A 22,490-nucleotide genomic window follows, 5' to 3' on the forward strand; every position below is an offset into this window, starting at 1 on the left:
TTTTTTCGTGAGTGTTATTTAATACTGCGTAATAGGGAAGATATGAAATCGATAATGTTATCACTGATTGCATCTGTCTTTATGATAGCTCCCATCAGTCAAGCACAGGCTAAAAATACCCCATGCTCAGGTAAAATGGGCGGCGTGTCACATTGCTCAAAAGACGGTAAGTTTGTCTGTAAAAATGGCAAAATCAGTCAATCAAAAAAAACCTGCCAGTGATATGTTCTTGGATGGGGTCAATTGGTCAAAAAATTGTGGCTAATCCGCTGTTTTGCTTGATTTTAATGCCACTCAGATGCCCCTAAATCAGCAAATTTGTGCTAAAATAGCTTCTTTAATCGAACATTACTTTTAACAAAAATCGTATCACCATTTTCCTATTGTTTTGCACGCTTAGCAGTGCTTTTTTATGGTCTATATTTTGATGGTAGCTGCACATTTCTGCAGCTGTATTTCTGTATAATTCATGAGTAATTCAAGCAATCGTGTCAGCATTAGAAAAAGAATGTGAGTGAAGGAGTGTATATGAGCGAATCGGTCAGTCCTATTGGCATCGTAGATGAACTAAAGCAGTCGTATTTGGATTATGCGATGAGCGTGATTGTCTCGCGTGCGCTGCCAGATGTGCGTGATGGGTTCAAGCCTGTACACCGCCGTGTGATGTATGCCATGCATGTGCTGTCTAATGATTACAATAAACCGTATAAAAAATCAGCACGTGTGGTTGGTGATGTCATCGGTAAATATCATCCACATGGTGATAGTGCGGTATATGACGCGATTGTGCGGATGGCGCAGGATTTTAGCTTGCGTTATCCAATGGTTGATGGTCAAGGTAACTTTGGCTCGATTGATGATGATCCTCCGGCAGCCATGCGTTATACCGAAGTCCGTATGACCAAACTAACCCATCAGATGCTTGCTGATTTGGACAAAGATACGGTCGATTGGGAAGACAACTACGATGGTTCTGAGCGCATGCCAAGCGTGATGCCAGCACGTATTCCTAACCTACTGGTCAATGGTGCCACTGGTATCGCGGTCGGTATGGCGACCAATATGGCGCCGCATAACCTGACAGAAGTCATCAATGCTTGCTTGGCGTATGCTGCCAACCCGCAAGTCTCCGCTGAAGAATTGATGTCACATATCTCGGGTCCTGACTTCCCAACGGGCGGTATTATCTACGGCCGTGCTGGTATTTTAGATGCCTATCGCACTGGTAAGGGCCGTCTGCATGTACGCGGTCGTTATCATATTGAGGCGATGAGTGATACAGGTGTCAACCGTGATCGTGAGCGTATTGTCTTTACTGAAGTGCCTTATCAGGCTAATAAAGCCAAGCTTATTGAGCGTATCGCAGAACTGGTGCGAGATAAGAAAATCGAAGGCATCAGCGAAATACGAGATGAGTCTGACAAAGACGGTATGCGTATCGCCATTGACTTGCGTCGCGGTGAAACAGCAGAAGTTATCGTTAATAATTTGTTCTTACAAACACCGCTAGAATCGAGCTTCAGTATCAACATGGTGGCGCTTGATAACGGTCAGCCAAAACTACTGACCTTACGTCAGCTGATTGCAGCTTTTATCCGTCACCGTCAAGAGGTGGTGACTCGCCGTACCATTTATGAGCTGAATAAAGCCCGCGTTCGTGGTCATTTGCTAGAAGGCTTAACGGTCGCATTAGCCAATATTGACGAGATTATTGCGACTATTAAAGCCTCTGCTAGTCGTGGTGAGGCGCGTGAAAGCCTATTGAATAACACGTGGGGTTCAGGTAGCGTCGTTGCGATGCTAAAAGCTGCTGGCAGCCAGTCTGTACGTCCTGACTTTATTGAAGGTGAAGACCCAAAAGCACCGTTTGGTTTGATTGACGATACTGTTGAGGGTGAGCAGCGTTATCGCTTATCACTCGATCAGGTCAATGCCATTTTGGAGATGCAGCTGCATCGCTTGACAGGCCTTGAGCAAGACAAATTGACCGAAGAGTATCAGGATTTATTACGTGAGATTGCTCATTTAGAGTCTATTCTTGGCGACTTTGATAAGCTAATGACTATTATCTCTAACGAGATGATTGAGATTCGTGATAACTTTGGTGATGAGCGCCGTACTGATATTATTGATTCGCGTACTGATTTTAACCGTGAAGACCTTATCCCTGAGCAGACAGTCGTCATGACAGTATCGCGTACTGGCTACGCCAAAACTCAGCCGATTGACGACTATGTCGCGCAAAAACGTGGCGGTAAAGGTAAATCTGCAACTGCCATGAAAGAAGATGATGTGATTGATCATCTACTCGTAACATCAACGCATGCGACGGTACTGTGTTTCACTGATAGTGGGCGTGTCTTTAGCTTACGTGGTTTTGAAGTACCGATTGCCAGTCGCGGTGCGCGTGGTCGTCCATTGGTGAATTTAATCGGCTTAAATCCTGATGAAACCGTCACGACCATATTGCCAATTCCTAAGATAGTAGAAGAGTTATCGGGCAAAGGTGAGATGTCATTGACAGATGCCTTAGTAGATGGCGATGACAGCTTATTAGAAGATGATAATTTAGAAGGTAGCACTCAAGCAGAGCCACCTTTTGTATTCTTTGCAACGGCCAATGGTACCGTGAAGCGGGTAGAGCTTAAGCAATTTGCCAACATTCGCTCGAATGGCTTGATTGCCATTGGATTAGAAGAGGGTGATAAGCTGGTCAGCACACGTATCACTAACGGTAGTCAAGAAGTGATGTTGTTTGCGTCAAGTGGTAAGGCCATTCGTTTCGATGAAAATGATGCTCGCGTGATGGGTCGTACTGCCAAAGGTGTTCGTGGTATGCGTCTGGCTACTGAGGAATTCATCAAGTCATTGGTCGTTATCGAAGATGATGTACGCGAAATCCTAATTGCTTGTGAGAATGGCTTTGGTAAACGTACCTTTATCGATGAGTTCAATACCCAAAATCGTGGCGGTGGCGGTGTGATTGCCATTAAGACAAGCGCTCGTAATGGTGCGCTCGTACGAGCGACTAAGGTTGATCCAGAAGATGACATTATCTTAATCTCAGACAAAGGCACGTTAGTTCGTACGCCAGTTGAGCATGTGGCCAGTTCAGGTCGTAATACGCAGGGTGTCACGCTGATTCGTCTATCAAAAGATGAAAAGTTGGTTGCTATGGCGCGTGTTGAGCATGAAGAAAACGACGATGAGCTAGTCGATGCTATGAGAGAAGACGGTACGTTTGATGTAGAGGGTCAAGAGCAGATAGATATTGATGCGGCGACTGGAAACACAGCGACGACTGATGTCAATGACGTTATCGATATTGCCAATGACCATACCTTAGATAATGAAAGTACAGACGACGAATAAATGTCTCAGTAGTTAGCTATTTAGTGTAGTCTTATATGATTGTTCTAAAAAGCCTCTGACGTTATCGTTGGAGGCTTTTTTTCTGAGTGTTGTTTTTTTAAGGCTGTTTTTATGCTCACGACCAACCAAACCTTTCAAGGAACTCTTGCATCAATATCATCGAGCTTTTTATTCTCGATGATGTTTTTGTTTGGTCTTTTTATGCTGCCTTTAACGGGTACGCAAGTAGCGTCATGGCGTGTACTCATGATGCTATTAAGTCTGGTGTTACTGGTCAGCTTTACCAAGCAATGGCAACATGTCTTTGATTATCTAAAAACCTTAAAAACGCCAAAAGAGTGGCTGATATTTATACTACCGACGCCGATATTGGGTGGGCAGATTTGGCTATTTATGTGGGGTCCGGTCAATGGTTTTGGTCTTGATGTCACTTTGGGCTATTTTTTATTGCCACTGGTGATGATAGTGCTCGGTCGCTTTTTTTATCATGAGCATATGAGCGCATTTCAGTGGATGGCAGCGCTACTTGCTGCGCTGGGTATTGGTTATGATATCTTTCAATACGGCTCGATATCTTGGGTGACGTTGTTTGTCTGTTTGGGTTATCCACCGTATTATCTACTGCGACGTACACTCGCTGTGCCACCTATTACGGGGTTGTTGTCTGATTTAACATTGTTGACGCCAGTGGTGCTCATCATGCTGTCTGTCAGTGGCGGCTTTAGCATGGCAGCGCAGGATGTAAAGTTTTGGTATTTATTGCCGTTACTGGGTGCTTTTAGCGCGCTTGCGATGTCATTGACGATGATTGCCAGTAGCAAACTGCCAGTGTCGTTGTTTGGGGCGCTAAGTTATATTGAGCCAATGTTGCTGTTTGTATTATCAATTACTGTCCTCAGTCAAAGCCTGGAGGAAGGCGGTTCTCTGTTCATGTATGGCATGATTACGCTGGCATTATTGGTGATGATTATCGATAGTGCGATGGGCTATCTCAATCGTCGCCGTGACAATCATTTGCATGGTTACCGAGAGCCGCAAGTGGGCGGCTTCCCACCGCGCCATCGTTTGATAAACCGTCGTATTGATGGCGTCTTAACCGCGCATCGGTTCCGCAAGCTTCGTCGTTATCAGCGAAAAGTGGATAAAATCCAGCGTAAAATAGAGCAGCTTGATTCAAAGTAAACAATGATGTGCAAGTCTTTGTAAAAAGTGCTATTGATATCGATTAAATATATTGAATGTGTCAATGAATAAATGACTTAAGTAGATGTATTGATTATCTATTCTGACTTTGACATAATGCAGCCTATTACCTATATCATATAAGATAAGCGCGATATGATGACAGCGTTTATATCAGTATTAGACGATTGAGTGATATACAAAGAACCTCATCGATGATAAGCCTCCGACGTCCGCGTCTGAGGCTTTTGTTTTTTTCTAAAATTGCCAAGGATGTGCGCCAATTTTAAAAGGCTGTTGTTATGCTCACCACCAATCAAACAACGCAGGGTACTGTCTCTGCAGTGGCAGCAAACTTTGCATATTCATTGCTATTCTTATTTGGCTTGCTGATGCAGCCACTATCAGGCACACAAGTCGCTTCTTGGCGAGTGCTGATGATGCTACTCAGTTTGGTGCTGCTGGTTAGCGTACTAAAGCAGTGGCAACATATTTTTGATTATCTAAAAACCCTGAAGACGCCCAAAGAGTGGTTCTTGTTTATTTTACCAACACCGATATTGGGTGCCCAAATTTGGATATTTATGTGGGCACCAGTCAATAACTTGGGTCTAGAGGTGACTTTGGGTTACTTTTTATACCCGATGATTATGATTATGGTTGGTCGGTTTTTTTATAATGAGGATATGACCCTGCTACAGTGGGTTGCGACCATCTGCGCCGCCTTAGGTATTGCGTATGATGTTTGGCAATATGGCACTGTTTCTTGGGCGACTTTGTTTGTGTGTTTGGGTTATCCGCCTTATTATTTGTTGCGTCGCAAGTTGGCAGTGCCGCCCATTACCGGTCTTATCTCAGATTTGGTTTTGTTGACACCTGTGGTATTGATAGTGTTATATATGAGCGGTGGATTTGAGCTGGCAATATCTACTGAGAAGTTTTGGTATCTGCTGCCGCTACTAGGCATTATCAGTACGGCTGCCATGTCACTAACCATGGTCGCCAGTCAAAAGCTGCCTGTCTCATTGTTTGGCACTTTATGCTATCTTGAGCCGATATTCTTATTTATATTCTCTGTCACTATTTTGCATCAAAGTGTCGATGAGGGTGGTTCGGTATTTATGTACGCCATGATTTTTATCGCGCTGCTGATCATGATTGCTGATAGTGCACATGGGTACTATGCACGTAAGCGTGATGACCGTCTGCATGGTTACAACGAGCCACAGGTGGGGAGTTTTCCGCCGCGTCGTCGTCTAAAAAATCGCCGTATCAAAGGTGTATTGGCAGCACATCGCTTTCGTAAAATTAGAAAATATCAGCAAAAAATAGACAAGATGACACGAAAAATTGAAGAGTTGCATTCTAAATAAAACGGGTTAGCAAGTCATTTTTATTAAACTTGATAGCGATTGTTTTATAGACGTTTTTCACCAGTACCCTACACGGTTTCTGTGTCAATGGCAGGTTAATTACGTTATTATCAAACGCAGTACTGCCACGCTTAATTGGGTGCATAGCACGTTATGCAGTGTACACTATATAAATACTATCGCTTATACACATGATAACTAGGACGGTTTATGTTACATCTTCATCATTTAGCAAACTCACGCTCGTTTCGTATTATTTGGCTGTTAGAAGAACTAAACACTGATTATGAATTGACTTGCTACGAGCGTAATAAAGCGTATCGTGCGCCTGATAGCTTAAAAAAAGTGCATCCAATCGGTCATGCACCAATGCTAGAGGTCAACGATCGCGTGCTGATTGAGTCAGGGTTTATCATCGAGTATTTAATCAAGCATTACGATACAGAAAAGCAGCTCAAACCTGCTGATGACAACGAAGCGGCATGGGAAGCTTATACCTTTTGGTTACACTTTGCTGAAGCGTCATTAATGCCGCCGCTAGTGATGCGCTTGGTATTTAGCAAAGTTGTTGACCAATCACCAATGCTGATTAAGCCTGTGAGTAAAAAAATCCAAAGTCAGGTTGAAAAGAGCATGATTAGTAGCAGCTTAGAAAAAATGCTGTGTATGATGGAACAACATCTGCAAGACAATCATTGGTTTGCTGGTAGCGAGTTTAGTGCCGCAGATATTCAGATGCATCTTGCGGTCGTTGGTGCCAATGCGGGTCCAGGTTTAGACAAGACTAAATATGCCAATATTTTAATTTGGCTGAAACGCTGTGAAGAGCGTGATGCCTTTAAGCGGGCAGAAGAGAAAGGCGGTCGTTTAAAATTCTAAACGAGACGAATGTTATCAACGATTAGGATACGCCCTAATCATTGATTTAAAATTAACATAAAAGGTTTTGTTTATTTATAGACAAAACCTTTTTTAGGATAAGAAATGACAGACTTGAATAAACCCAACAGTACACCGATTGACAGTGAGATTGCAGCCAAACAGCATATAGAGGCGGCAGAGGTGAATAGCCAGCAAGTATCTATCAAAGCATGGTCACAAAAATTGCTGGTAGTGATTTTGTGTGTTGCTAGCTTTTATGGCGGCTGGAAATCTTATGAGTCCAATATGGTCAATGAATGTACGGCTAATGGCGGTAAAATGATTGAAGGTCAAAGAACCATGCTATGCCAGTCATTATAGTAGATAAGGATTTAGTTAAAAGAGGGCGTCTATGTTAAAGCTCACCTTTTTGGGTACTTCCGCAGGGGTACCAACCAAGCAGCGTAACGTCACAGCACTAGCGATTGAGTGCCTAAATCCTTATAGCTCGGGGGCAAGTCGACAGCAAAACAAAAAGTCGCGTCCTTGGGTTTTAGTTGATTGCGGTGAGGGCACACAGCAGCAACTGTTACATACCAAGCTATCTCTACATCAGCTGCAAGCCATTTGTATTACTCATGTGCATGGCGACCATTGCTATGGTTTGCCAGGATTGCTGGCGAGTGCGGCCATGTCAGGACGTACTGCAGCGCTGACGCTTATTGCGCCAAAAGCGATAGCGACGCTGCTTGAAGCCATTACGGTAACGACTGAGCTGTACTTTCCGTTTGCCATTAATTTTATGGCGATAGAAGATGTATTGTCTGAGCCAAATGATGAGCACAAAGGTGATGTAACTATCAATTTAGACCACCAACATCAGCTGGTTATAGATATTCACCCTTTATCACATCGTGTCGCCTCTTATGGATTTGCGATGACTGAAACCATCAGCCGTCGCACGCTCAACACAGAAAAATTAACAGCGGCAGGTATTCCCGCAAGCGCGCTGTGGGGCAGACTGCAACAGGGCGAAGATGTTGTGACCGAAGACGGACGCAATCTTTATTCAGCAGATTATGTCGATAATGACAGCCAACGTACTCGGGTAGTGATTGCAGGCGATAATGATACGCCAGAGCGCCTAAGCGCTGCGGTAGTTGATGCAGATTTACTGGTGCATGAAGCCACTTATACCCATGAGGTGTTAAATAAGATTCAGGCAAAAAACCCAGACTTTGATCCCATGCATAGTAGCGCACAGCTGGTAGGTAGGTTCGCTCAAAACAATGAGGTTAAGAATCTAATTTTGACCCATTTTAGCGCTCGCTATCAAAGCTTTGATAACCCACAGAGTAGTACGCCGAACATGGCGCATATTCGCCTGGATGCCCAAAGTGCTTATGCAGGCAGTCTATGGTTGGCAGTAGATTTTGACCAATATATGGTGAATGGCGCAGCGAATTTGGTAGATGAAGAAGGGGGTAGCTGCGTGCAGTACTTAGGTTCTGCACGCGCTCATAAAAAATGACTTGTAGCTGGTGTTTAACAAATCCCCGCAGAAACCCCCTATCTCTAAGGTAGTGGGTAGTTCATGACTGATTGTCCTCAGCTGCCAATTGTGTCTGTCCTATCCAGTAGCGGCTAAACTGATACGCCACTCGTCCTGAACGTCCACCGCGCTCTGATGCCCAGCGTAATGCTGCCGCTCTGATATTATCAGGTAGCGTCTTATTTTCTTCTTCATTATGATTACTTTCTTTAACGTCATTCGCATTATGTAGATTGCGATTTGGCGAAAGCGATAAATAATGGCGCACGATGTGTAAGTAAGTGTTTTGATCCATGGGATGAAAGGACAACCAAAGCCCAAAGCGATCAGACAGCGATACCGTCTCGTCTATGGTTTCATAAGGGTTGACCTCGTCAGTCTGACCGTTATAGATATTGACATTGTCTTTCATCAGCTGTGGCAATAGATGACGGCGGTTACTGGTTGCATAGACCAATAGCTTGTCTTGCTCTGAATCCAGCGAGCCGTCCAACACACTCTTCAATGTCCGATAACTCTCATCTTGACCGTTAAACGCCAAATCATCACAGTACACCACATAGTGGCAGCCACAATCCGCTGGCAGCGCATTAATGGCGGTGCGTATCTTATCAAGCACCCGCAGGTCATCACGGGCAATTTCAATAATACGCAGTCCTTCGCTATGATAAGCTTGTAGCAATGCCCGAATCAGCGATGACTTGCCAGCGCCGCGTGTGCCTGTCATCAAAACGTGATTGGCAGGATAGCCCTTTAGAAACTGCCGTGTGTTCTGTACCAGTTTTGCCTTTTGCGTATCGATACCATGCAAGTCATCTAAACTTAAAAACAAGTTAACAGCCAGCGGCTCTAGATGACCCTGATGACCGCCAACCCACCGATAGGCCAGCTGTTCAGGATCAATCTCGATGGTTGGCGTGACCTGCTCTTGCAGATACTGCCCAAGCAAATCCAGTAAATGGTCGGGTAGGGCATAATTCATATGGGTGTTAGTGGATTGGGGCATAATAATTGGTCGCTTATATAAATTAAAATGTCGTTTGGCATACTAGACGCATAAAGGTTTCACTTTACCATGAAAAATAGTGCCAGTAATCCATCTACAGAAAAAGCGTGTGCAAAGCACGCAAGTATAGAAAGAAGGTCTTCGAAACAAGCACTACAAACGCAAGCACAGAAAATTCTGCCAGTGCTGACCAATTTATTCTCAAGCTTACATTATAGCCAGATAGCGCATCAACGACTCAGCCAGCAAAGTGATAGTGGTGAGGCCAATTACCAAGGGTTAACGCGCAGTCAGCATGCACAATTTGGGCAGGTGATGATTAAATGGCAGTTAAGTGCTGACAGCAATAAAAAATCGGCTGATTTAGCTTATGAGGCTGACGTTTTAAAATCTATAAATATATCAATCAGTGAAAACAGCCTGCCTGCTATCGCTCCACCAATACTAGCCTACGATAACGTCACGATTCAAATACTAAAACCGTCTTCGCAGCTGACTATCCTTGTCACGCCTTATTATCCAAATGGCAGCTTGGCATCTCAGCTTAATTCTCAAAATCACTCGCGATTAACAGACGTACAAAAGCATCATTTTATTGTGCAGTCTGCTCTTCTCGTCGCCAAGCTACATAACATTGGCTGGCTACATAATGATATTAAGCCTAGTAATATTTTGCTAGATGGTTTCATGCCAAATCATGCGGATAATAGCAGTATCGTACCTGATTTATTATTAACTGACTTTGCTTTGGCAGAAGCAATTAATGACGATATTGCTCAAAACAGTGATAAGGATAGTACGGGAGACAGTGCTGGTACGCCAGCCTATCTTGCCCCTGAACGCTGGCAAGGACAGGGCGCAACGCTACAAAGTGATATTTACGCGTTTGGGATAATGATGTATGAAACATTAACGGGCGAGCGGCCTTTTAATATTGATAATCAGAGTGGTGAGCCGTTAAGAGAGTGGGCAATTCAACATTGCCAACAGCCAGTTCCAACATTGCCGTTAGAGTATAGTGGTTATCAAGGTATCATTGATAAAGCGTTGGCGAAGCGGGTAGAGAGAAGGTATCAAAGTATGGAAGATATTGTGGTGGATTTGGAAAGATTATAATCATGAATGCTAAACTCTAGACACAAAAAAACCTGCTAAAAAGCAGGCTTTAATATTTGGTCTAAGATGTACTATCCGAAAATGGTGGGGCTGGAGAGACTCGAACTCTCACACCTTGCGGCGCCAGAACCTAAATCTGGTGCGTCTACCAATTCCGCCACAGCCCCATTTTCGTTACTCTATCATCAAAGGCAGTTAAATTCAAATGCCATCGAGATAGTTAACTGATTCGGTAGTGCGTCTCAGTGGTTGGCTATTATATAGAGTTTGAATCGTTTGGCAACCCCTATTTGCGATTATTTTTAATTATTTAGCAATTATTTTCGATGTATTTCATAAAATACTGATATTTATAGGAATTTTTTATAATAATTTCTGGTTTTAATTTCAATTATTTTGCTCTGATGCGGTAATTTCTAATTGCTGTAATTTGCGCGTCAAAGTATTGCGTCCCCAACCGAGTAAGTTAGCGGCTGCTATCTTTTTACCACCGCTATGGTTGAGAGCAGCCTTTAGCAATACACGTTCAAACTCTGGCGTTGCGGTTTGCAAGATATCAGTTTCGCCAGTTTGCAGAGACTGCTCAGCCCATATGGCAAGTGCCTGCTGCCAACACTGGTTTTCATTAGTTCGGCTGACTTGATTGTTTTGAACGTTTTTATTGTCTTGATGGTTTTGCTTGTTTTGATTGGGACTATACACGCCATCACTGTGCTGCTGATTTTGAGTAGCTTCTTTTACAGACAGGTTTTGTAGTGGATGAGGTTCTTGAAGCGAGGGCATCTTTTCAATCAGCTCTGGTGGTAAATCCTCGACCATGACCGTATCGCCCGTTGCCATCACCGTCAACCATAAGCAGACATTCTCAAGTTGGCGGACATTACCACGCCACTCAAAAGATTGCATCACTTGTAGCGCTGTGGGGTGAAGCTGCTTTTCAGTGCTATTCATCTGTTCAGCGGCGCGCTGCATAAAGTAGGTGGCTAATGCTGGAATGTCTTCAGGTCGCGTCCGTAATGGCGGTAATGGCAGGCGAATCACATTGAGGCGATAAAATAAATCCTCACGGAATTTACCTTGCTTGACGAGCGCTTCTAAGTTTTGATGAGTGGCGGCAATGATACGTACGTCTACTTTGACTGGTTGCTGTCCGCCCACGCGAAAAAACTCACCATTGGCCAGTACGCGTAGTAGGCGCGTCTGGGTGCTATACGGCATGTCACCAATTTCATCTAAGAATAGCGTTCCACCATCAGCTTGCTCAAAACGACCTTGGCGCGTCGTTGTTGCGCCAGTAAACGCGCCTTTTTCGTGACCGAATAATTCAGATTCAATCAAATCATGCGGAATCGCCGCCATATTAAGAGCAATAAAAGGTTGCTGCGCTCGCGGAGAGTGCTCATGTAGAGCGCTAGCGACCAACTCTTTACCCGTACCTGATTCTCCTGTAATCAAAACGGTAATAGGTGAGTGCGCTAAGCGCCCAATAGCGCGAAATACCGTTTGCATCGCTTGTGATTGACCAATAATGCCGCTGGGGTTGTTATTAGTTTGAGGTTTGGGTTTTTCCTGAGCTTTATTTTCAGCAGCTTTAGGGGGTTTTCTAGCTGATTTAACTACATTTGGTTTGCTCGCAGGCTGTTCTTTGGTATCGGTACTTACATTTGTATTAGACTCGATTGAATGATTTAATACGACTAAATTCGGTTGGTAATTAATAGCTTTATAAATCGTGGCGACCGCATCATCTAAATCAAAGGGCTTGGGCAGATATTCAAATGCGCCTGTTTGATAGCTACTGATCGCAGACGTAAGGTCGGAATGCGCTGTCATAATGACAATCGGTAGCTTAGGGAAGTGCTGATGTACCCAGTCACTAAAGGACAGACCATCCATCATAGGCATACGAATATCGGTCAATATCACATCTGGTAGTGGGTCGGCTGCTTCGTGCTGTTGCAAGACATCATTAAGGCGTGTCCATGCAGCTTGCGCTTGGGTAAAGCTGATAACGTTGAGACCGGCATCCTCAAAAGTATCTGCCAATACCAAGCGCAGCGCTGCATCATCATCGATAAGCCATAATGTCGCAGGAGTGGCATCAGGCGCGTTATTGACGGTGACCATTGGAACTTGCTCATTGCTCGTAAGATGTTGAGTGTCATTATACTGAGTCATGTGTTATGCCTAATAAGCAGTGAGAGGATGGGGTGGCAGCATTAACTTTCAGCGATTGGCTGCTGAAAAGGTAGGTAAAGGGTAAAACGGGTTTGGCTGTTATTGTTTTTAAAACCGCCGCTAGGGTTCTGTAATTGGGTAGAGCTGACATCAATCATACCATGATGGCGGCTGATGATATCTTGCACGATGGATAAGCCAAGCCCAGTACCGGCGGCGCGACTGGTCACCATCGGGAAAAATATCTGACCAATCAGTGCATCATCTATCCCTGAGCCATTATCAGTAATGGTGATTTGTAAGACTTGTTTATGCTGCTGGCTACCAATGGTATGTTGAAAGGCAACCCGCGTTTGGATATGAAGTTTTGGCTGATAGCTGCTAGCACCGTCAAGCTGACACTGCGTAATATCTGACACCAAGTTATTGGATGCGGCTGGCACGTTTTTCTGCAGCGTTTGCTTAAACTCAGTCATCGATTCGCAAGCATTATTAATGAGGTTTAAGAACACTTGGATTAATTGATCTTTATCCGCGCATAATTCAGGCAACGACAAATCATAATCACGCTGTAGCGCCACTTCTGGATATTGATTAACTGTTAAAGCCAAAACATGCTCTAGCGGCTCATGAATATTGAGCATTTGCCAGTTTGGTAGCTGACTTGTGCCAAGGAGTTGTCCAATCAACTGGGTCAGACGATCGGTCTCTGAGATAATGATATCGGTATAATTGCGGAGTTTCACCGCATTTTTTTGCTGGGTATTGTCATGATTTAAATCGGTAGTTTTATTTAGGGTAATAGCGGTAGCTTCCCTTTCAAAAGAAGACATCTCGCTAAATTTGATAAATTGCCGCTGCAATAATTGCGCGGCACCGCGAATACCTGCCAATGGATTTTTTATTTCATGGGCGACCGAACGCAGCATATGACGAGCCACACTATATTGTTGCTGCTGGCGCTGTTCTTCTGAAATACGGCTCTGACGATCTTTGCCCCACATCTCAATAATAAAATAAGGCAGCTGCTTGTAGGTGACAGGTGTCACACTATAATCCACAGAGAGTATGAGTCCGCCATTTAATGGGGTGTTTATCAGATGGTCGTGATCAATAAAAGGTTGTTGATAGTGCTTTGCTTGAGAAAATCGCTCAGTCAAAGAAAACGCCCTATCTTCTCGATTTTTATTAATAATAAGAGGGTCTTGTACCATCAACTCATCGGGTGCAAGTAACGTCAGTATTGATTGATTAAGCAGGCGCCCGCTGCTGATAGCCAGTAGTTGCTCAGCTTGGGCATTTAGCCAAGTAATTGATAGATTATCATCAACCCACAATATAGCTGTAAACAAATGCTGTGATATAAATACCAAATCTGGCGTTGGTTTAGCGGTGATTAAATCAGCTGTCATGAGTGCTGCCTAGAGTAAAGAGATGCTCGATATAATATTTAACCATAAATCAACACTATAGAGCGGCAAAACTGGCGATTTTTGCAAAAAAAACGTACAATGCGCACAGCCATTTTTCTCTAGCAAGGTCAGCCATGCCCAAAACTTCTACCGAGTCGGTTAATACGACTGTTACCATTTCACAGCCAGCTTCTATTGCCCCAAAAGACACTGCCACTATTTTTAATCCTGCTAAGCCAAATATAGCGGAAGACAGTCAGGCCGATGTCAGTCAAGCAAACACTAACCAGACTTATCACCATAAAGCCAACCATAATCAAAACCGTAGTATTGAGCAAAGTAGCCATGTGGTGTCAGCCAATGCGCCGGTGAACGCCGCGCCAAAGATTGGCTTTGTGTCATTAGGTTGTCCAAAAGCCTTGGTCGATAGTGAGCGTATTATCACAGAGCTCAGCCGTGATGGTTATCAAGTCGCCAGTGATTATGAAGGTGCAGACTTGGTCGTGGTCAATACTTGCGGCTTTATTGAGTCGGCCGTGCAAGAGTCGCTTGACGCCATTGGTGAAGCGATTAGCAAAAACGGTAAAGTGATTGTCACAGGCTGCTTGGGTAAAGAGGCGGAAAAAATACGTGAAATGCACCCAGCCGTACTCGCAGTGACCGGCGCGCATGCTTATGATGAAGTGATTACTGCCGTATCGCAGCATGTGCCAAAGCCAAATCGCAGTCAGGATGCAAACTATGATCCAAAGATAGATTTGATTAATGAGGCGGGTATCAAATTGACCCCAAGCCATTATGCGTATCTAAAAATATCGGAAGGCTGTAACCATCGTTGTACTTTCTGCATCATTCCAAGCTTACGTGGCGATTTGGTCTCGCGTCCGATTGATAGCGTGATGAATGAAGCCTTGGCGCTAAAAAACGCTGGCGTGAAAGAGTTGCTTATTATCTCGCAAGATACTTCCGCTTATGGACTGGACTTAAAATATAGAACCAGTTTTTGGAATGGTATGCCGCTTAAGTCAAAGTTTTATGACTTATGCCAAGCGTTAAACGATTTGGGTATTTGGGTGCGCCTGCATTATGTTTATCCATATCCGCATGTGGATAAAGTCGTTGAGCTCATGGGTGAGAAAAAACTACTGCCTTATCTTGATATTCCATTCCAGCATGCCAGCCATCGCATCCTAAAAGCGATGAAGCGCCCAGCGCATAGTGAAAACACCTTGGCACGTATCAAAGCGTGGCGTGAGATTTGCCCTGATATCGTTATTCGTTCAACCTTTGTGGTTGGCTTCCCAGGTGAGACGGAAGAAGATTTCCAATGCCTGCTTGATTGGTTGGTCGAGGCGCGCCTCGATCGCGTTGGTGCTTTTACGTATTCAGAAGTCGAAGGTGCGGTTGCCAATGACTTGCCAAATCATGTGCCTGAAGATGTTAAGCAAGAGCGCTATGAGCGTTTGATGACGCTACAACAGGATATCTCAGCACAGAAACTACAAGAGAAAGTTGGTAAAACTCTGATGGTATTGGTCGATGAGATTGATAGTGAAGAGGGCATTGCGATTTGCCGCAGCTACGCTGATGCACCAGAGATTGACGGTCATGTCTACGTTGATGACATCACGGCGCAAGTCAAAGTCGGACAGTTCCTAACTGTCACAATCGATGACGCTAGCGAGTATGATTTGTTTGCCAGTTATAAAGGCTAGAAAACCACACCGATAACCGAGTGAAAATTGCCCAATAGCGGGCAGTTTTTGCTACAATTAGCGCAATTTAGCCTTTTTACACGTTTGTCATCAGTCATCGTGCTTTTTATAGTACGTTACTTTATGGCATCTCGGGTAAAGTCACAGGCAAAGTCTATTTGTGTTTTACCAATCATTTTAATTATAATTTAATGCTAACAAGGTGACCTCATGTCTGACAAAAACCCGCGTTACTCTCGTATCTTGCTAAAGCTTTCTGGTGAAGCCTTAGCCGGTGGCAAAGATATGGGAATCGATACTGAAGTGCTCGATAAGATGAGTCTGTCAATCGCACATTTGCGTGGACTTGGTGTACAGGTCGGTATCGTCGTTGGCGGTGGTAACTTATATCGTGGTGCTCAGCTTCAACAAGAAGGCTTGGTCGGCCGTGTCACAGGTGACCAAATGGGTATGCTTGCTACCGTCATGAATGGTTTGGCAATGCGTGATGCCCTTGAGCGCCGCAATATTAAAACACGTTTAATGTCAGCATTGCCGATTGGTGAAGTGACTGAAAGCTATAGCAGCCGTAACGCCATTCGTTATTTAAAGAATGGTGAAGTATGTATTTTTGTCGCGGGCACGGGTAATCCTTTCTTCACCACCGATACTGCTGCTTGTCTACGTGGTATCGAAATTGAAGCGGGTCTTATCTTGAAAGCGACCAAAGTTGATGGCGTCTATGACAAAGACCCAAGCTTGCATAGCGATGCGGTTAAATACGACGGTTTGACCTTTGATGAAGTATTAGAGCAAAAGCTTGGGGTCATGGATTTAACGGCAATCGCTTTATGCCGTGAGCATAATGTGCCTCTACAAGTCTTTGATATGACCAAGCCTAATGCGTTATTAAATGTGGTGATGGGTGAAAACGAAGGCACTCGTGTTTATCATTAAGCGTAGGCTTTATCATTGATATGAATATGAAGTGACTGATGTATTCAGCATCGGCACTTGAATAAGATTTATACCTAACAGCAATGAATGATTTATCGACAGCGATAAATAAGGATACATGATGATTAATGAGATTAAGAAAGACGGCGAAGCACGCATGGCAAAGACGCTAGAGGCGCTCGAAAGCACTTTTAGTAAAGTACGTACTGGCCGCGCGCATCCAGGTATGCTATCAGGTGTAATGGTTAGCTACTACGGCGCAGATACGCCATTGAATCAAGTGGCAAGCGTCAACGTTGAAGATTCACGCACACTATTGGTTCAGCCATTTGAGCGTACCATGGTGCAAGCGATTGATAAAGCCATTCGCGAAGCAGACTTGGGTTTGAACCCGATGACCGCTGATGTGATTCGTGTACCGATGCCAGCATTGACCGAAGACACACGCCGCGATATGCAAAAGCTTGCTCGTAGCGAAGCGGAAAGTAGCCGCGTCTCTATCCGCAATATTCGCCGTGATATGATGAATGACATCAAAGATTTGGCAAAAGAGAAAGAAATTTCAGAAGATGACGAGCGCCGTGCCAGTGATGATATTCAAAAAATCACCGATAAATATATCGAAACCATTGATAGCCGTTTAAGCAAAAAAGAAAGCGACTTAATGGAAGTATAAACACTGATTTTTGTCATTTGTAGCGAAGTCAGTTCAGCCGTATCTCTATAGTTAAGCAGCCAATGTGCCATTGCTATTGGCTGCTTATTGTTGTGTTGCCCAAAACTATTAGCAGCTGAACTCGCTGCGTTCCATTTCAAAAGCTGTTAAAAGCCTGATTCATGGTATGTTTGTGAATTTTATGTTTTGGGCTGTTTAGCTGCCATATTGCGCGTTACTATTATATTACCTCAACAATAAGCAAGTCAGCCTATGTCTATTTCAGCACTCCTTCCTCGCCATATCGCTATCATTATGGATGGCAATAATCGTTATGGAAAAGCCAATCATTTAGGCAAAGGCCAAGGGCATGTAGCGGGTAAAGATGCATTAGATCCTATTGTCGAATATTGTGTCGATACTGGCATCGAGGTATTAACGGTATTTGCCTTTTCTAGTGAAAACTGGCAACGTCCACCTAGCGAGGTGGCGCTATTGATGCAGCTATTAGCATCCACTATTCACGAGCAGATGCCACGTATGCACGAGTACCGTATACGTTTGCGTTTTATTGGCGATCGTAGTCAGCTTAGTGAAGAGCTGCAAGCATTGATGGCGGATGCTGAGGCAAAAACCGCTGATTTTACCGCCATGACCTTGGTTATTGCCATCAGCTACGGTGGACAATGGGACATTGCTCATGCAGCAAAGCAGTTGGCCCAGCAAGTAGAGTCAGGTAAGTTGCGCGCGGAAGATATCGACAAAGACCTGCTTGGTGAATATGTGCAACTGGCGGATGCACCGGCAGTAGATATGCTGATACGTACAGGCGGTGAGTACCGACTCTCTAACTTTTTATTGTGGCAATCAGCCTATGCTGAGCTGTTCTTTACCCAAACATTATGGCCAAGTTTTGCTGTAGATGAGCTGTCAGCGATGGTAGCAGAGTTTGCCCAGCGCCAACGTCGTTTTGGTAAAACCAGCGAACAGATTGTCACTGAACAGCAAACACCCTAACAAATATTTCTAGGTGTGATGTAAGGTTCTCTTTTTATTAACTGACATTTTTAGTGTTCTGTAAGCTTAGAGTTTTCTAATAAGTGGTTAATCCTACTTGCTTATGAAATAATAAAGCGCTTTAATTGCTATCAAACGCTATTAGTGGGCTATTGTATATTAGCTGCTATAATGCACTTTTTGACCATGCGTTCTTCATTATTATAAGGCTCGATAAATATGTGGCAACGAATTAAGACGGCAATTGTTCTCGTTATTATCGTTGGTATTGCAATGTTTGCGAGCCAAACTCCTGTTTTATTTGCGCCACTTTTGGCGATTGGTGTCATTATTGCAGCGCACGAGTGGACCAAGCTGATGCCTAAATGGCGCCAGCCTGCGCTATTTGTGTTGCTGGTTTTGGTGCTGACATTAGTATCGCTTATGTTCAAAGTGACTTGGCTGTTTTGGTGGGTGGCTTCACTCGCAATCTGGTTCATGGCGGTCTCTTGGGTACGGGTTTTTCCAACTCATACCAATTGGTATGGTAAAAAGCTGGCATTGATGGGCGCAGTGATTTTGACTGCCGCCATTACCGCTATGTTTTATCTATGGCAACTGTCAGCATGGTGGCTGCTCTATGTATTCTTACTGGTATGGTGTGCCGATAGTGGTGCTTACTTTGTTGGGCGTAAGTTCGGTCGCCGCAAGATGGCACCGAATGTCTCACCCAATAAAAGCATGGAAGGATTGGCTGGAGGCTTGGTCACAGGTTTGCTCGTTGTTGTCGTGATTAGTGTCTTTAAATTACAGCTCACTGGTATACCACTAGTCGCTTTTGTGGGCTTGTCAGCGTTGACTATTTTGGCATCAGTACTGGGTGATTTGTTTGAGTCGATGCTTAAACGCCGTGCTGATGTTAAGGACTCTGGAACGATTTTGCCAGGACATGGCGGCGTATTAGATCGTATTGATTCACTATTGTCTGCTACACCAATATTCGCACTTGGGTTTTGGGCAATACAGCAGTTCGGGCTGATGGTAGTGTAGGTCAGAGTGAGGCAAGGCTTAAGTGTCTGAATGTTTCATGGCAGAGAGGCTGGACTAGTAGCTCAGCTTTTGCCGGTTATTCCGTCTCGCTTTTCGCCATGTGTTGATATGTATCACTATAATCTCAAACCACTACGATTAATCACGTCTTATTTATGTCCTAAACTTCTCATTTATTTTCCACCGTATTATTCATAGGTCCCGATGGTTATGACGCAACGCATCGCCGTACTAGGCGCGACTGGCTCGATTGGCGACAGTACACTAGCAATCTTAGCCGCGCAGCCGCAGCACTATCAGGTTTACGCTTTATCAGGGCACCATCGTCTAGATAAGTTATTTGCTCTTTGTCAGCAGTTTTTGCCAAAGCGTGTCAGTGTGCCTATAGCAGCGGTCAGTGACTTTGCTCAGCGACTTAGTAGAGCGGGTCTTGATATCGATGTGGTAGGCGGTGAAGCAGGGCTCGTCGATATCGCCACCGACTCACAAACCGATACAGTTGTTGCTGCTATCGTAGGTGCGGCAGGTCTGCCTTCTACCTTGGCAGCAGCGCGTGCAGGTAAGCGTATCTTACTTGCTAATAAAGAGGCGCTGGTGATGGCAGGGCAGGTCATGATTAATGCGGTAAAAACGCACCATGCTACCTTGTTACCCTTAGATTCAGAGCACAACGCAATTTTTCAGTGTTTACCGTTGGCGATTCAACAAGATAATAGCCAGATTCATCAGCCGAATCATGGGGTACGTAAGCTGTGGTTGACGGCGTCTGGTGGGCCATTTTTACAACAGTCATTTGCCCAAATGCAGCAAGCTAGCATTGCTGAGGCGGTCAAACATCCTAATTGGTCGATGGGGCAAAAAATATCGGTAGACTCGGCTACGATGATGAATAAAGGGCTTGAGCTAATCGAAGCCTGCCATTTATTTGATTTGCCTGAAGATAAGATAAATGTGGTCATTCATCCACAAAGTATTATTCACTCAATGGTAGAATATAGCGACGGCAGCTTCTTAGCGCAGCTGGGCAGTCCCGATATGAAGACCCCTATTGCCCATGCACTCAGTTATCCTGACCGTATCAATAGTGGCTCGCAGCCATTGGATTTATTTGCTCTAAGTGGTCTTGAGTTTATTGAGCCTGATTTACAGAAATTTGCGTGTTTGCGTTTGGCGAGACAGGCGATGCAAGCAGGTACGCAGGCCACAATTGTACTTAATGCTGCCAATGAGATTGCTGTTGACGCCTTTTTAAAGGGGCAAATTCGCCTAACGGACATTGCGGATATTAACGAACAAGCATTGGATGAGATACAGCTGCCACCATTGAACGAAACCGCTGACATAGAAGATATATTGGCAATCGATAAGATTGCACGCCACCTGACTGATAAGTTGGTAGCAAAGCTAACATAATCGTAGCAAGCGTCTCTTAGCTGATCCATGACATTGATAAACGATATTAGCGAAGATGTTAATAAAAATGCTGAGAGACAATACTGAGAAAAAATCATGACGTTTTTACTAACACTTCTTGCCGCCATATTTGTCTTGGGCCCGCTTATTGCATTGCATGAGTGGGGGCATTACATTGTGGCGCGTCTCTGCGGCGTTAAGGTATTGACATATTCTATCGGTTTTGGACCTAAAATCGCAGGCTGGACTAGCAAAAAAAGTGGTATTGATTATCGTATATCTGCCTTACCACTCGGTGGTTATGTCAAAATGCTCGATGAGCGTGAAGGTGAGGTAGCAGTTGATGAGCAGCATTTATCCTTTAATCGCCAGCATCCGCTAAAAAAGATTGCTATTGTAGCGGCTGGTCCTCTCATGAACTTTATTATTGCCATTGTCTTGTTTTGGATATTGTTTATGACCCCATCCGAGCAGTTGGCGACAAAGATTGGACAGGTGTTACCTGATACGCCAGCAGCCATGGCACAATTGCCAGCTGGTGATACTATCGTTGCGATTGATGGTCATGACGTACAGACGTGGGAAGGTATTAACTATCGTTTAGCAGGGCGTATGGGTGAGACGGATAACGTCAGTGTCACCTTACAATCTGATGCATCAGGTAATAATGAGACCAAAACCTATCAAGCACCCGTCAATGAGTTCATGCAAGGCGATGCGCAAGGCAAAGATGCGTTGACGAGCTTTGGCATGCTGCCATGGCAGCCACAGATTGCGCCAGTGGTTGGTGATTTAGCCCCTGATGGTGCGGCTAGTCGTCAAGGTCTAAAGGTAGGTGACCGTATCACGGCGATCAATGACGAAGAGATAAAAGACTGGATCAGTGCCACGCGTATCATTCGTGATAATCCAGAGGTCTTGCTAAATTTCACCGTCATGCGTGATGGCAAGCCGGTACAATTATCTATTATGCCACAAGGCAAAAAAGACAATTTGGGTAACGGTTTTGGGCAAATTGGTGCTATGGTGGCACAGTCTGAAATTGTCATTCCCGATGATTATAAAACCACAGTAGTCTATGGTCCTGGTGAATCACTGGTGAAGTCGTTTGAAAAAACCGAACAGCTAGCAGTAATGACAGTGAGCTCGATGGGCAAGATGCTATCAGGTATGATTGGTCTCGATAATCTGTCAGGGCCAATTACCATTGCTAAGGTTGCCAAACAAAGTTTTGATATCAGTTGGCAGATGGTACTCTCTACCGCTGCACTGATTAGTTTGAGTCTGGCTGTGCTGAACTTATTACCTATTCCTGTATTGGATGGTGGACATATTGTGTATCATCTCATAGAGCTGATTCGCGGCAAGCCACTGTCAGAAGGGGTGCAAATGGTTGGACTTAATATCGGTTTACTCTTGCTGGTAGGTTTCATGGTGTTAGCAATTGGTAATGATATCAGCCGGCTATTTTGACGATTGCTTATCGCCTTTGGATGATAAGGCAAGATGCGCTAATGGTTTTGCGCCTATTATTCTGCGATTATTAACGGGACACATGAGTGGCTTTGTGTCGCTGTCTCTGTACTAATCGTAATTTTTAGTTTATTTTATGATGCATTTTATATAAAGTGTTCTGAGTCTCCCATGCTGAAGCTGACGACTTTGTGCGAAAT

Annotated in this window: 18 protein-coding genes and 1 tRNA gene; 15 read left to right on the plus strand and 4 right to left on the minus strand. The window is 44.3% G+C overall.

Going from position 1 to position 22,490, the window contains the following annotated elements; translation table 11 throughout:
• Positions 1-42 precede the first annotated feature (42 nt).
• The 7 genes from QL919_RS02360 to QL919_RS02390 all read left to right on the plus strand — a co-directional run bounded on the left by QL919_RS02360 (position 43) and on the right by QL919_RS02390 (position 8,319).
• Complete coding sequence (locus QL919_RS02360) at positions 43-222, plus strand: hypothetical protein (protein WP_290187999.1); 180 nt, start codon at positions 43-45, stop codon at positions 220-222.
• 306 nt (positions 223-528) lie between these two features.
• On the plus strand, positions 529-3,372 hold the full coding sequence (gyrA, locus tag QL919_RS02365) for a DNA gyrase subunit A (protein WP_290188000.1): 2,844 nt from the start codon (positions 529-531) through the stop codon (positions 3,370-3,372).
• A 111-nt stretch (positions 3,373-3,483) separates the two neighbouring features.
• Positions 3,484-4,554, plus strand: a complete 1,071-nt coding sequence (rarD, locus tag QL919_RS02370) for an EamA family transporter RarD (protein ID WP_290188001.1) — start codon at positions 3,484-3,486, stop codon at positions 4,552-4,554.
• A 302-nt stretch (positions 4,555-4,856) separates the two neighbouring features.
• Positions 4,857-5,927 carry an EamA family transporter RarD gene (gene rarD / locus QL919_RS02375; protein ID WP_290188002.1) on the plus strand — a complete coding sequence of 357 codons (1,071 nt, stop codon included), beginning with the start codon at positions 4,857-4,859 and terminating at the stop codon, positions 5,925-5,927.
• Between the two features lie 210 nt (positions 5,928-6,137).
• Positions 6,138-6,806 (plus strand): glutathione S-transferase, encoded by a 669-nt coding sequence (locus tag QL919_RS02380; RefSeq protein ID WP_290188003.1) that lies wholly within the window; start codon positions 6,138-6,140, stop codon positions 6,804-6,806.
• Between the two features lie 105 nt (positions 6,807-6,911).
• On the plus strand, positions 6,912-7,169 hold the full coding sequence (locus tag QL919_RS02385; protein WP_290188004.1) for a hypothetical protein: 258 nt from the start codon (positions 6,912-6,914) through the stop codon (positions 7,167-7,169).
• A 31-nt stretch (positions 7,170-7,200) separates the two neighbouring features.
• A complete protein-coding gene (locus tag QL919_RS02390; protein ID WP_290188005.1) occupies positions 7,201-8,319 on the plus strand; it encodes a ribonuclease Z in 1,119 nt (372 codons plus the stop codon).
• A gap of 61 nt (positions 8,320-8,380) precedes the next feature.
• Here QL919_RS02390 and QL919_RS02395 read toward each other — a convergent pair whose 3' ends face one another.
• Positions 8,381-9,346 carry an ATP-binding protein gene (locus tag QL919_RS02395; protein WP_290188006.1) on the minus strand — a complete coding sequence of 322 codons (966 nt, stop codon included), beginning with the start codon at positions 9,344-9,346 and terminating at the stop codon, positions 8,381-8,383.
• Between the two features lie 69 nt (positions 9,347-9,415).
• On the opposite strand from QL919_RS02395, the gene QL919_RS02400 reads away from it, so the two are divergent.
• Positions 9,416-10,462, plus strand: coding sequence for a serine/threonine-protein kinase (locus tag QL919_RS02400; protein ID WP_290188007.1), 1,047 nt, complete (start codon positions 9,416-9,418; stop codon positions 10,460-10,462).
• Positions 10,463-10,544: 82 nt separating this feature from the next.
• Here the strand turns inward: QL919_RS02400 and QL919_RS02405 are convergent.
• The 3 genes from QL919_RS02405 to QL919_RS02415 form a co-directional block, all read right to left on the minus strand.
• Positions 10,545-10,629 (minus strand) — tRNA-Leu (locus tag QL919_RS02405).
• A 220-nt stretch (positions 10,630-10,849) separates the two neighbouring features.
• On the minus strand, positions 10,850-12,640 hold the full coding sequence (locus tag QL919_RS02410) for a sigma 54-interacting transcriptional regulator (RefSeq protein WP_290188008.1): 1,791 nt from the start codon (positions 12,638-12,640) through the stop codon (positions 10,850-10,852).
• A gap of 41 nt (positions 12,641-12,681) precedes the next feature.
• On the minus strand, positions 12,682-14,052 hold the full coding sequence (locus QL919_RS02415; RefSeq protein WP_290188009.1) for an ATP-binding protein: 1,371 nt from the start codon (positions 14,050-14,052) through the stop codon (positions 12,682-12,684).
• Positions 14,053-14,186: 134 nt separating this feature from the next.
• Here QL919_RS02415 and rimO point away from each other — a divergent pair, with 134 nt between their 5' ends.
• The 7 genes from rimO to rseP all read left to right on the plus strand — a co-directional run bounded on the left by rimO (position 14,187) and on the right by rseP (position 22,290).
• Positions 14,187-15,767, plus strand: a complete 1,581-nt coding sequence (rimO, locus tag QL919_RS02420) for a 30S ribosomal protein S12 methylthiotransferase RimO (protein WP_290188010.1) — start codon at positions 14,187-14,189, stop codon at positions 15,765-15,767.
• A 210-nt stretch (positions 15,768-15,977) separates the two neighbouring features.
• The gene (gene pyrH / locus QL919_RS02425; protein ID WP_290188011.1) at positions 15,978-16,703 is read left to right on the plus strand and encodes a UMP kinase; all 726 of its coding nucleotides are present in this window, start codon (positions 15,978-15,980) and stop codon (positions 16,701-16,703) included.
• Positions 16,704-16,824: 121 nt separating this feature from the next.
• Positions 16,825-17,379: a ribosome recycling factor gene (frr, locus tag QL919_RS02430; protein WP_290188012.1), complete on the plus strand. Its 555-nt coding sequence runs from the start codon at positions 16,825-16,827 to the stop codon at positions 17,377-17,379.
• A gap of 252 nt (positions 17,380-17,631) precedes the next feature.
• Positions 17,632-18,375, plus strand: coding sequence for a polyprenyl diphosphate synthase (gene uppS / locus QL919_RS02435; protein ID WP_290188013.1), 744 nt, complete (start codon positions 17,632-17,634; stop codon positions 18,373-18,375).
• A gap of 219 nt (positions 18,376-18,594) precedes the next feature.
• Entirely contained in the window at positions 18,595-19,404 is an 810-nt protein-coding gene (locus tag QL919_RS02440; RefSeq protein ID WP_290188014.1) for a phosphatidate cytidylyltransferase, read from the plus strand.
• 204 nt (positions 19,405-19,608) lie between these two features.
• A complete protein-coding gene (gene ispC, locus QL919_RS02445; RefSeq protein ID WP_290188015.1) occupies positions 19,609-20,817 on the plus strand; it encodes a 1-deoxy-D-xylulose-5-phosphate reductoisomerase in 1,209 nt (402 codons plus the stop codon).
• Positions 20,818-20,913: 96 nt separating this feature from the next.
• A complete protein-coding gene (gene rseP / locus QL919_RS02450; RefSeq protein WP_290188016.1) occupies positions 20,914-22,290 on the plus strand; it encodes an RIP metalloprotease RseP in 1,377 nt (458 codons plus the stop codon).
• The last annotated feature ends 200 nt before the right edge of the window (positions 22,291-22,490 follow it).

It is taken from the genome of Psychrobacter sp. APC 3426, assembly GCF_030408035.1.
In the GTDB taxonomy this organism is placed as follows: Bacteria; Pseudomonadota; Gammaproteobacteria; order Pseudomonadales; family Moraxellaceae; genus Psychrobacter.

Bases quoted from the DNA above. Each gene is read 5' to 3' on its own strand.
- QL919_RS02410 (WP_290188008.1), bottom strand. From the start codon at position 12,640: ATGACTCAGTATAATGACACTCAACATCTTACGAGCAATGAGCAAGTT.
- uppS (WP_290188013.1), top strand. From the start codon at position 17,632: ATGTCTATTTCAGCACTCCTTCCTCGCCATATCGCTATCATTATGGAT.
- ispC (WP_290188015.1), top strand. From the start codon at position 19,609: ATGGTTATGACGCAACGCATCGCCGTACTAGGCGCGACTGGCTCGATT.
- rarD (WP_290188001.1), top strand. From the start codon at position 3,484: ATGCTCACGACCAACCAAACCTTTCAAGGAACTCTTGCATCAATATCA.
- QL919_RS02380 (WP_290188003.1), top strand. From the start codon at position 6,138: ATGTTACATCTTCATCATTTAGCAAACTCACGCTCGTTTCGTATTATT.
- rarD (WP_290188002.1), top strand. From the start codon at position 4,857: ATGCTCACCACCAATCAAACAACGCAGGGTACTGTCTCTGCAGTGGCA.
- pyrH (WP_290188011.1), top strand. From the start codon at position 15,978: ATGTCTGACAAAAACCCGCGTTACTCTCGTATCTTGCTAAAGCTTTCT.
- QL919_RS02415 (WP_290188009.1), bottom strand. From the start codon at position 14,052: ATGACAGCTGATTTAATCACCGCTAAACCAACGCCAGATTTGGTATTT.
- gyrA (WP_290188000.1), top strand. From the start codon at position 529: ATGAGCGAATCGGTCAGTCCTATTGGCATCGTAGATGAACTAAAGCAG.
- QL919_RS02400 (WP_290188007.1), top strand. From the start codon at position 9,416: ATGAAAAATAGTGCCAGTAATCCATCTACAGAAAAAGCGTGTGCAAAG.
- QL919_RS02360 (WP_290187999.1), top strand. From the start codon at position 43: ATGAAATCGATAATGTTATCACTGATTGCATCTGTCTTTATGATAGCT.
- frr (WP_290188012.1), top strand. From the start codon at position 16,825: ATGATTAATGAGATTAAGAAAGACGGCGAAGCACGCATGGCAAAGACG.
- rseP (WP_290188016.1), top strand. From the start codon at position 20,914: ATGACGTTTTTACTAACACTTCTTGCCGCCATATTTGTCTTGGGCCCG.
- QL919_RS02395 (WP_290188006.1), bottom strand. From the start codon at position 9,346: ATGCCCCAATCCACTAACACCCATATGAATTATGCCCTACCCGACCAT.
- QL919_RS02385 (WP_290188004.1), top strand. From the start codon at position 6,912: ATGACAGACTTGAATAAACCCAACAGTACACCGATTGACAGTGAGATT.
- rimO (WP_290188010.1), top strand. From the start codon at position 14,187: ATGCCCAAAACTTCTACCGAGTCGGTTAATACGACTGTTACCATTTCA.
- QL919_RS02390 (WP_290188005.1), top strand. From the start codon at position 7,201: ATGTTAAAGCTCACCTTTTTGGGTACTTCCGCAGGGGTACCAACCAAG.
- QL919_RS02440 (WP_290188014.1), top strand. From the start codon at position 18,595: ATGTGGCAACGAATTAAGACGGCAATTGTTCTCGTTATTATCGTTGGT.